We start from the raw sequence: 11,619 nt of genomic DNA, 5'->3' as shown, positions 1-11,619 counted from the left end.
CATGACAGGAACCGACGAGAAGCTGGTCACCGCGCTGCGCGCCTCCGTCAAGGAGACCGAGCGGCTGCGGGGCCGACTGCGGCAGGTCACCGCGGACAGCCGCGAACCCATCGCCATCGTCTCGATGGCCTGCCGCTACCCGGGTGGCGTCACGTCGCCGGAGGACCTGTGGCGACTGGTCGCCGAGGGCCGCGACGCGGTCTCGCCGTTCCCCACCGACCGCGGCTGGGGCGACGGCGGTCCCTTGGCCCCCGAGGGGGGCGCTGAAGGGGAGTCCTACTGCCGTGAGGGCGGCTTCCTCCACGACGCGGGATCGTTCGATCCGGCGTTCTTCAGCATCAGCCCCAACGAAGCCCACATCATGGATCCGCAGCAGCGCCTGCTGCTGGAGACGTCCTGGGAGGCGTTCGAACGCGCGGGCATCGATCCGATCGCCCTTAAGGGCAGCCGCACGGGTGTCTTCGCGGGCGTCATGTACCACGACTATCCGTACAACGCCGCGACCGGCGCCATCGCCTCCGGCCGCATCTCCTACGTCTTCGGCCTGGAGGGGCCGGCGGTGACGGTGGACACGGCGTGTTCGTCGTCGCTCGTGGCCCTGCACCTGGCGGTGCAGGCGCTGCGGTCGGGGGAGTGCTCCCTGGCCCTGGTCGGCGGAGTGACGGTGATGGCGACCCCGGACACCTTCGTCGAGTTCAGCCGGCAGCGCGGACTCGCCGCCGACGGCCGGTGCAAGTCGTACGCGGAGGCGGCGGACGGCACCGGCTGGTCCGAGGGCGTCGGTCTGCTGCTCGTCGAGAAGCTGTCGGACGCGCGCAGGCTGGGGCATCCGGTGCTGGCGGTGGTGCGGGGTTCGGCCGTGAACCAGGACGGTGCGTCGAACGGCTTGACGGCGCCGAACGGGCCGTCGCAGCAGCGGGTGATCCGGGCCGCGCTCGCCAACGCCCGCATCGGCGCGGACCAGGTCGACCTCGTGGAGGGGCACGGCACCGGGACCCGGCTCGGCGATCCGATCGAGGCGCAGGCCTTGCTGGCGACGTACGGGCAGGGGAGGGAGGATCAAATTCCCCTGTACCTGGGGTCGTTGAAGTCCAATCTGGGGCATACGCAGGCGGCGGCGGGTGTCGCTGGTGTGATCAAGCTGGTGGAGGCGATGCGGCACGGTGTGATGCCGCGGACGTTGCATGTGGACGCCCCGTCGTCGCAGGTGGACTGGTCGGCGGGTGCGGTGGAGCTGCTGACGGAGGCGCGGGACTGGCCTGTTGTCGGTGATCGTCCGCGGCGGGCGGCGGTGTCGTCGTTCGGCATCAGCGGCACCAACGCCCACGTGATCATCGAACAGGTCCCCGAGGAAGAGGCGGTCTCCGTTCCGGGGACCGGACGACCGGTGGCGCTGACCTGGTCGGCTCGAACCCCGCAGGCCTTGACGGCGTCCGCCGTCCGTCTGTCGACGTGGTGGTCCGGGCGCGAGGACGTGGAGGTGGACGAGGCTGCCTCGGCGCTGACGCACGGACGCGCCGCGCTGGAACACCGGGCGGTCGTCCTCGCTTCGTCTCGCGCGGAAGCGCTGGCCTGCCTTGAGTCGTTCCCATCGGATGCGGAAGGTGCCGGGGCCGCCGTCACGGGGCGGGTGTCGGGGGGCCGGACGGGGTGGTTGTTCACGGGGCAGGGGTCGCAGTGGCTGGGGATGGGCCGCGACTTGTACGCGGCCGAGCCGGTGTTCGCGGCTGCTTTCGATGGGGTGTGCGATGCCCTGGACGCGCACTTGCCGGGGCCGCTTCGTGAGGTGGTGTGGGGGGAGGATGCGTCGTCGGTGGATGCGACGGTGTTCACGCAGGCGGGCTTGTTCGCTGTGCAGGCGGGTTTGGTGGCCGTTCTGCGGCATTGGGGTGTGAGTCCGGATGTGCTGCTGGGGCATTCGGTCGGGGAGGTCTCTGCCGCGTATGCGGCGGGTGTGTTCGGGTTGGAGGATGCGGCGCGTCTGGTGGCGGCGCGTGGGTCGTTGATGCAGGCCCTGCCGGAAGGCGGAGGCATGTTGGCGCTGGCCGCCGGCCTGGAGGGTGTTGGGGAGCTGATCGACGGAATCGCCGTGGACGTTGCGGCCGTCAACGCGCCGAGGGCTGTCGTGGTGTCCGGTGCGGTCGGGGATCTGGAGCAGGTGGCGACCCGTGCTGCTGAGGCGGGCGTGCGGGCGACGCGGTTGTCGGTCTCGCACGCGTTCCACTCCCGGTTGATGGATCCGATGCTGGAGGAGTTTGCTCAGGTCGCCGCGACGGTGACCTATCGCGAGCCGACCACGGCGGTGGTCTCGAACGTGACGGGGCAAGTCGTGTCGGTGGAGCTGACCGACCCCGGCTACTGGGTGCGGCATGTGCGGGAGGCGGTCCGTTTCGCGGACGGTCTGGCCACGGCACGTGGGCTGGGTGTGACGCGGTTCGTGGAGGTGGGCCCGGAGGCGGTCCTGACCGCGCTCGCCCGCCAAACCCTCGACGAAGCCGACGAGTTGGCCTTCGTCCCGCTGATGCGCCGCCCGAAGCCGGAGGCTCCCACGGCGCACGCCCTCCTTCTCACGGCAGCCGCCGCCCTCTACGTGTCCGGTGTGTCCGTCGACTGGCACCTGCCCGTCCCGGCCCGCCACCTCGACCTGCCCACGTACCCCTTCCAGCACCGCCGTTTCTGGCAGGAGCCGAACGTCGCCGGCGCCGATCCACGGCAGGTGGGTCAAACGCCGACCGGCCACCCGTTGTTGGGGGCGGCGGTCGCGGTCGCCGGGACGGGGAGCGTCGTGCTCACCGGACGGCTCTCGGCCGAGGCTCAGCTGTGGCTCGCCGACCACGACATCAACGGGACGATCATCTTTCCGGGAACCGGCTTCGTGGAACTGGCCGTCCGGGCGGGCGACGAGGTCGGATGCACCACCCTGGAGGAGCTGACGCTGCGGACCCCGCTCGTCATTCCCGCGTCGGGTGGCGTCCGGATACAGGTGAGCGTCGCCGCGGCGGACGGTTCGGGACGGCGCGCCGTGGGCGTGTACTCGCGGACCGACGACGGCGGGGACATCGGGCACAGTGGGCACGGCGGGGACAGCGGGGACGGCGGGGGCGGCGGCGGGTGGACCTGCCATGCGGAGGCGGTGCTGTCGACGGCCGACATCCCGGCCGCGTTCGATCTCGCGGCCTGGCCGCCTCCCGGCGCCCGGCCCATCCCGGTCGAGGGAGGTTATGAACGGCTGGCCGAACGCGGCTACCGCTACGGTCCCACGTTCCGGAACCTCCGCGCCGCCTGGCGTCGTGGCACCGACGTCTTCGCCGAGGTCGTCCTGCCCGATTCCGCCGACGCCGACGGCTACGGCCTGCACCCGGCACTGCTCGACTCCGCCCTGCACATCGACCTGATCGCCGGGGACGAGGAGGCGGAGGGGCAGACCTTCCTGCCCTTCACCTGGACCGACGTCGCACTGCACGCGTCCGGCTCGCGGGCCCTGCGGGTACGCATCGAGCGCAGTGAAGGGCGGCCCGCCTCCGCGGTGTTCGTCGCCGACGAGAGCGGACAGCCGGTGGCCACCATCGGTTCGGTGGCCTCGTTGCCGCTGGCGGCCGACCACTTCTCGTCCGCCGCTCCCGCCCCGGTCGCCGACGCGCTCTTCGGCGTGGTCTGGAAACCGGTCACGGTGGGCACGCGGGAGAGTTCCGGACCGGTCCATGCCGTCACCCCGGACGGCCTGGCGGCCGCTGACGGGCCGATCGTGGTGTGCGATTGCACGCCGCGTGACGGCGACGACGTCCCCGCGGTCACCGCCGCCGCGACCGGAGCCGCGCTCGACGCTGTACAGAGCTGGCTCGCCGACGGGCGGCGGACGGACGGCACCCTGGTGGTGCTCACCCGGGGCGGCATGGGGCCGGACGGTCCGCACAATCCCGCGGCAGGCGCCGTGTGGGGCCTGGTGCGGGCGGCACAGGCGGAGAACCCCGGACGCTTCGTCCTGGCGGACGTCGACAGCCCCGAAGACCTCGACTCCGCGGCGTGGCAGGCCGTCGTGGCCTCCGGGGAGACCGAACTGGCCCACCGCATGGGCGCCTGGCTCGTACCGCGCATGGAGAAGGCGACCCCCGGGCGTGGTGTGGTGTGGGGTGGGGGGACGGTGTTGGTGACGGGTGGTACGGGTGGGTTGGGTGCGTTGGTGGCACGGCATTTGGTGGCGTGTGGGGTGGGGTCGTTGGTGTTGGTGAGTCGTCGGGGTGAGGGTGCTCCGGGGGCGGGGGAGTTGGTGGGGGAGTTGTTGGGTGCGGGGGCGGTGCGGGTGCGGGTGGTGGCGTGTGATGTGTCGGATCGGGGGGCGTTGGCTGGTGTGGTGGATGGGATCGGGGATTTGACGGGGGTGGTGCATGCGGCTGGTGTGGCGGACAACGGCATGGTGTCGGGGATGTCGGGGGACCGGTTGGCCGGGGTGTTGGGGGCGAAGGCGGATGCGGCGTGGTATTTGCATGAGTTGACGGCGTCGTTGTCGTTGTCGGCGTTCGTGTTGTTCTCGTCGGTGGGTGGGTCGTTGCTGGCGGGTGGGCAGTCGGCGTATGCGGCGGCGAACGTGTTCCTGGATGCTCTGGCCGCGCATCGGCATGCGCGGGGCCTGCCCGCCACCTCCATCGGCTACGGGCTGTGGCTGAACGAGGGCATGGGCGGCGCGCTCGGCGAGCCGGACGTCCAGCGGCTCCGGCGCCTCGGACTGCCCCCGCTCGACCCGGACACCGGCCTCGCGCTGTTCGACGCCGCGCTCGGCTGCGACCGGCCCCACGTCCTGGCCACGCCCGTCGACCGGACCGCGCTGCGTGCCCGCACCGACGAGATCCCCGCGCTCCTGCGCGGCCTCGTGCCCCCCGTCCGCCGCAAGGCCTCCCACTCCGCTGCCGCCGCCGCCCCCGAACTCGCGGCCGAACTGGCCGGGTTGGAGCCCGAAGACAGGGTCCGACGCCTGCTGGCTCTCGTGCGGGGCCACGTCGCCACCCTGCTCGGGCACGCCGGCGCGGACGACATCGAGCCGGGCCGGCCCTTCTCGGAGCTGGGCTTCGACTCGCTGGCCGCCGTGGAGCTGCGCAACCTGCTGACCTCCGCCACCGGCCTGCGCCTCCCGGCCACCCTCGTCTTCGACCACCCGAACGCGTCCGCCGTCGCCGCCCTCCTGGATGAGCTGCTCGCGGGGCCCGCCGACGAGGAGACCGCCGCAGCCGCCGTCCGCACCACCGCCCCCACCGTGGACCAGGACGACCCGATCGTGATCGTCTCCATGGCCTGCCGCTACCCGGGCGGCGTGACCTCGCCCGAGGACCTGTGGCGACTGGTCGCCGACGGCGTCGACGCCGTCGGAGCCTTTCCCACCAACCGAGGCTGGAACCTGGACGACCTCTTCCACCCTGAGCCCGGCCTGGACGGCAAGAGTTACACCGACCGCGGCTCCTTCCTGTACGACGCCGACCAGTTCGACCCCGTGTTCTTCGGCATCAGCCCCAACGAAGCCCAGATCATGGATCCGCAGCAGCGGATCTTCCTGGAGGCCGCCTGGGAGTCCTTCGAACGCGCCGGCATCGCACCCGCCTCCCTCAAGGGCAGCCGCACGGGCGTCTTCGCGGGCGTCATGTACCACGACTACGGCGACCTCAGCAGCGGCGGCAGCGTGGTGTCCGGCCGGGTGTCGTACTCGTTCGGCTTCGAAGGTCCGGCGGTGACGGTGGACACGGCGTGCTCGTCGTCGCTCGTGGCCCTGCACCTGGCGGTGCAGGCGCTGCGGTCGGGAGAGTGCACACTGGCCCTCGCGGGTGGCGTCACCGTGATGGCGACTCCGGCGATGTTCGTGGAGTTCAGCCGCCAGCGCGGCCTGTCGGCCGACGGCCGCTGCCGCTCGTTCGCCGAGTCGGCGGACGGCACGGGCTGGTCCGAGGGCGTCGGCCTGCTGCTGCTGGAGCGGCTGTCGGACGCCCGCAGGCAGGGGCATCCGGTGCTGGCCGTGGTGCGGGGTTCGGCGGTCAACCAGGACGGTGCGTCCAACGGCCTGACGGCGCCGAACGGGCCGTCCCAGCAGCGGGTGATCCGGGCCGCGCTCGCCAACGCCCGACTCGCCGGGGACGACGTCGACCTGGTCGAAGGCCACGGCACGGGGACGCGCCTCGGGGATCCGATCGAGGCCCAGGCGTTGCTGGCCACCTACGGACAGCGCCGGGACGGTCAAGAGCCCCTGTACCTGGGCTCGTTGAAGTCGAACCTGGGACACGCCCAGGCGGCCGCGGGCGTCGGCGGCGTCATCAAACTGGTGGAGGCGATACGGCACGGGGTCATGCCGCGGACGCTGCACGTGGACGCCCCCTCGGCGCAGGTCGATTGGCAGGACGGAGCCGTTCAGCTGCTCACCGAGGCCCGTGCCTGGCCCGAGCTGGATCGTCCGCGGCGGGCGGCGGTGTCGTCGTTCGGCATCAGCGGCACCAACGCCCACGTGATCGTCGAGCAGGCTCCCGAGCCGGTACGGGCGGGGGACGCCCCACAGGCCGAGGGTCCGGTGGCGGTGACCCTGTCGGCACGGTCACCGGAGGCGCTGAGGGCTTCGGCTGCGCGGCTGGCCTCGTGGTGGTCGCGGCGTGAGGATGTCGAAGTCGGTGCGGTGGCTGCGGCGTTGGCGGGTGGGCGCGCCTTGCTGGAGCATCGGGCGGTGGTAGTCGCCGCCGACCGTGAGGAGGCGCTGGCGCACCTGGCCTCGTTCGCTTCGGAGGAGATCGGGGCGATCAGCGGGCGGGTGTCTTCCGGCCGGACGGGTTGGTTGTTCACGGGGCAGGGGTCGCAGTGGCTGGGGATGGGCCGCGAACTGCATGACGCCGAGCCGGTGTTCGCGGCCGCTTTTGATGAGGCGTGTGATGCCTTGGATGCGTATCTGCCGGGGCCGCTTCGTGAGGTGGTGTGGGGGGAGGATGCGTCGTTGGTGGATGCGACGGTGTTCGCTCAGGCGGGCTTGTTCGCTGTGCAGGCGGGTTTGGTGGCCGTCCTGCGGCATTGGGGTGTGAGTCCGGATGTGCTGCTGGGGCATTCGATTGGGGAGATCTCGGCTGCGTATGCGGCGGGGGTGTTCGGGCTGGAGGACGCGGCGCGTCTGGTGGCGGCGCGTGGGTCGTTGATGCAGGCCCTGCCGGAAGGCGGAGGCATGCTGGCCTTGGCAGCCGGCCTTGAAGGCGTTGGGGAGCTGATCTCCGGCATTGCCGTGGATATCGCGGCCGTCAACGCACCGGGCGCCGTAGTGGTGTCCGGTGCGGTCGCGGATCTGGAGCGGGTGGCCGAGAGGGCTGCTGAGGCGGGTGTGCGGGCGACGCGGTTGTCGGTCTCGCACGCGTTCCACTCCCGGTTGATGGAGCCGATGCTGGAGGAGTTCGCTCAGGTCGCCGCGAGCGTGACGTATCGCGAGCCGACGACTGCGGTGGTCTCGAACGTGACCGGACAGGTGGTGTCGGCGGAGCTGACCGACCCCGGCTACTGGGTGCGGCACGTGCGGGAGGCGGTCCGTTTCGCGGACGGCCTGTCAACGGCACGTCGGCTGGGTGTGACCCGGTTCGTGGAGGTCGGCCCGGAGGCAGTCCTGACCGCGCTCGCCCGCCAAATCCTCGACGACGCCGACGAGTTGACCTTCGTCCCGCTGATGCGCCGGCCGAAGGAAGGCATCTCGGCGCAGGCCACCTTGCTGAACGCGGCCGCCGTCCTCCACGTGTCCGGTGTTTCCGTGGACTGGCACCTGCCCGCCCCTGTCCGCCACCTCGACCTGCCCACCTACCCCTTCCAGCGCAGCCGCTACTGGTTGTCGGAGCCCGTTTCCGGGTCGGGGGCCGGGCGGGTGTCGGCTGGAGTGGGTGCGGCCGGTCTGCGGGAGTCTGGTCATGGTCTGCTGGCGGCGTCGGTGACGACGGCTGATGGTGTGTCGACGGTGCTGACGGGCCGGATCGGTGTGGGCAGTCACCCGTGGCTGGCCGATCACGCGGTGGCCGGGGTTGCCTTGGTGCCGGGGACGGCTCTGCTGGACATGGCGCTGCACGCGGCCGAGGTCACCGACTACACCGAGGTCGGTGAACTGATCATCGCCCAGCCACTGATCCTGCCCGCGCACGGTCACGTGGACGTTCAGGTCCAGGTCACCACCGCCGGTGAGCAGGCGGAACTCGCCATCCACTCCCGCCCCGCCGACGACACCGACACACCCTGGACCACCCACGCCACCGGAACCCTCACCAGAGCAACCACTCCACCCCTCCCGCCCGCCGCGACCGAACCGGAGCCCTGGCCGCCCGCCGACGCGACGCCGCTCGAAAGCGACGACCTGTACGTCGAACTGCTCGACCAGGGCTACGCGTACGGGCCGGCGTTCCAGGGGCTGCGTGCGGCCTGGCGGCGCGGTGACGACGTGTACGCGGAGATCGCGCTGCCGGAGGACGTGACCGCCGACCGGCACCCGATCCACCCGGCCCTGTTGGACGCGGCTCTGCACGGGCTCCGCTTCGGCGTGCACGGCGACCGGGCGCCGGGTTCTCGTCCGGTGCTGCCGTTCGCCTGGCAGGGTGTGCGGTTGTTCCGTACGGGCGCGCGTGACCTGCGGGTGCGGCTCTCTGCCCGTGGTGCGGAGGCGGTGCACGTGGAGTTCTCCGACGAGGCCGGGCGGCCGGTCGGTGTGGTCGACTCGCTCGTATTGCGCGAGGCCCCGGCTGCGGTCGCCAGGGTCTCGGACACGCTGTTCGAGGTGACGTGGGCGCCGGCCACGGTGGCGCCCCTGGCGGGAGCCGATCCGGTGCCGGTGGTCTCGCCGGCCGAACTCGACGGCGTGCACCACCCAGTCGTCGTCGCCGACTGCGTACCCGGCGCCGGTCCCGTCCCGGAGGCCGCACTGGAGCTGGCCGTCACGGCGCTGGGCGCGGTGCAACGCTGGCTGGACGATCCGGCACGCGCGGGCGGCACCCTGATCCTGGTGACCCGGGGCGCGGCCGGTCCGGAGGGCGACGCGCCGCGCGAGGTGGCTGCCGCGCCGGTCTGGGGCCTGGTGCGGGCCGCACAGTCCGAGCATCCGGGCCGCTTCGTACTGGTGGACGCCGACGAGCCCCGTACGGTCGCCGCCGACGTCTGGCGTCGTGTCGCCTCGTCCGGCGAGCCCGAATGGGCGCTCCGCGACGGCCTGTGGTACCAGGCGAGGATCGGCCGCCTCGCGGTACCCGTACCCACTTCCCGGTCCGCGGCCGACCGCGCATCTGCGGACGACCGCGCACCCGCGCCGACGTCCGCTCCCGCCCTCGTACTTGCATCCACGCCTGCGCCTGCGCCCGCACCCGACTCCGCGTCCGGATCCGACTCCGGGCGTGGTGTGGTGTGGGGTGGGGGGACGGTGTTGGTGACGGGTGGTACGGGTGGGTTGGGTGCGTTGGTGGCGCGGCATTTGGTGGCGTGTGGGGTGGGGTCGTTGGTGTTGGTGAGTCGTCGGGGTGAGGGTGCTCCGGGGGCGGGGGAGTTGGTGGGGGAGTTGTTGGGTGCGGGGGCGGTTCGGGTGCGGGTGGTGGCGTGTGATGTGTCGGATCGGGGGGCGTTGGCTGGTGTGGTGGGTGGGATCGGGGATTTGACGGGGGTGGTGCATGCGGCTGGTGTGGCGGACAACGGCATGGTGTCGGGGATGTCGGGGGACCGGTTGGCCGGGGTGTTGGGGGCGAAGGCGGATGGGGCGTGGTTTTTGCATGAGTTGACGGCGTCGTTGTCGTTGTCGGCGTTCGTGTTGTTCTCGTCGGTGGGTGGGTCGTTGCTGGCGGGTGGGCAGTCGGCGTATGCGGCGGCGAACGTGTTCCTGGATGCTCTGGCCGCGCATCGGCATGCGCGGGGCCTCCCCGCCACCTCCATCGCCTACGCGCTCTGGCAGACCGAGACCGGGCTCAGCCAGTGGCTCACCGATGTCGACCTGCAACGCATGCGCCGCACGGGCATGCCACCGCTGACGGAGCAGGAGGGCCTCGCGGACCTCGACGCCGCCGTGGCGGCGGGCCGGCCGGCGGTGCTGTCCATGCACCTGGATCTCCCGGCGCTGCGCCGGCTGCCCGAGCTCCCGCATCCGATGCTCCGCGCCCTCGTACCGGCGCCCAGGGCAGCCCGGCAGGGCGGCGGCCCGGTCCGGGACGCAGCGCTGCGCCGACGGCTGCGCGAGTCGTCCGGAGCTGAGCAACTGGCCGAGCTGCGCCGCCTCGTCGTCGCGACGGTCGCCACGGTGCTCGGCTTCGACGACGAAGCGGACGTCGATCCCCGACGCGGCTTCCTGGAGTCCGGGTTCGACTCGCTGGCCGCGATCGACCTCCGCAATCAGCTCAACAAGGCGCTCGGGCTGCAACTCCCGGCCATGGCCGTCTTCGACGGGCAGAACCCGGAGCAGCTCGCCGCTCTCGTCCAGGCCGAACTGGCAGCCGGCACCGCTGCCACCGCCACCGCTGGTTCCGGCACCGCTGTCACCGGCGTCGTCGGCGACGACGGTGAAGGCGGCTTCGGCGCCGAGTCCGGGCCCCGGGACGGCGCACGGACCGGCAAGACCCCCGAGGCGGGTGCGGGAACGGCCGGCGGCCCCGAGCCCGCGGGCGACGCCGACTCGCTCAGCGGCCTCTTCCGTGAGGCGGTACTGGCGGGCAAGGTCGGCAAGGCGTTCAGTCTCCTGCGCTCCGTGGCCGAACTGCGCGACAGCTTCGACTCCGAGGGCATGACGACCCCTCTCGCGTCGGCCCGGCTGGGCGACGGCCCGGGAGATCCGCGGATCGTGTGCGTCTCGACACCGATGGCGGGCGGCGGCCTCCACCAGCACGCCAGACTGGCGTCGCACCTGCGAGGTGCCCGGCCCGTCTCGGCCCTGGCCCTGCCCGGGTTCGCCACCGGCGAGCCCTTGCCGGCCTCGGCGGAGGCGGTCGTCCGGGCCATGGCGGACAACGTGCTCGACTCCGCGCAGGGCCGGCCGTTCGTCCTGCTCGGGTACTCCTCCGGCGGGCTGATCGCCTACGCCACCGCACACCACCTGGAGCAGGTGCACGGAGTGGCGCCGGCGGGCGTGGTCCTCCTGGACAGCTACCGGGTGCAGGACGAGGCCATGGTGGTCGGGATGGAGCGGCTCGCGCGAAGCCTGCTGGAGGTCGAGCGGACCGTCGGCCGCTACGACAGCACCCGGCTGTCCGCGATGAGCCGCTACTTCGACATCCTGCCGGACTTCAAACTCGACGCCGTGTCCGCGCCGGTGCTGTTCGTCAGCGCGACCGGCGACTTCCTGGACCGTGCCCAGTACGAGGGCGACCCGGGCGACCTCAGCGCCCGCCCGTGGGACCCGGACCACGAACTGCGTGCCGCGCCGGGCAGCCACTTCACCCTCATCCAGGACGACGCCGAGACCACGGCCGGCGTCGTCGAGGACTGGGTCGGACAGCTGTAGGGGGAGCGACGTCCCCTACAGGGGGCCGCAGCGGGTCCGTCGGCCCCGCCCCCGTCACTACCGTCGCAACCGAGGCAGGACCTGACCTGCCGACCGTGCGCGCCGCGCCGCGCCCGTCGGCCGCCGACGGACACGGCGCGTCCGCGCGCCGCATCCGGCGTGAA

General features: G+C 72.3%; 1 protein-coding gene. It reads left to right on the top strand.

Translation table 11 applies throughout. The annotated features are described in order from the left end of the window. Position 1: 1 nt before the first annotated feature. Entirely contained in the window at positions 2-11,455 is an 11,454-nt protein-coding gene (locus OG802_RS00890; protein WP_329406153.1) for a type I polyketide synthase, read from the top strand. Positions 11,456-11,619: the final 164 nt, after the last annotated feature.

Source organism: Streptomyces sp. NBC_00704, assembly GCF_036226605.1.
Lineage (GTDB): Bacteria > Actinomycetota > Actinomycetes > Streptomycetales > Streptomycetaceae > Streptomyces.
Note: the sequence above shows the minus strand (reverse complement) of the source record. Positions and strands in the feature narration are given on the sequence as shown.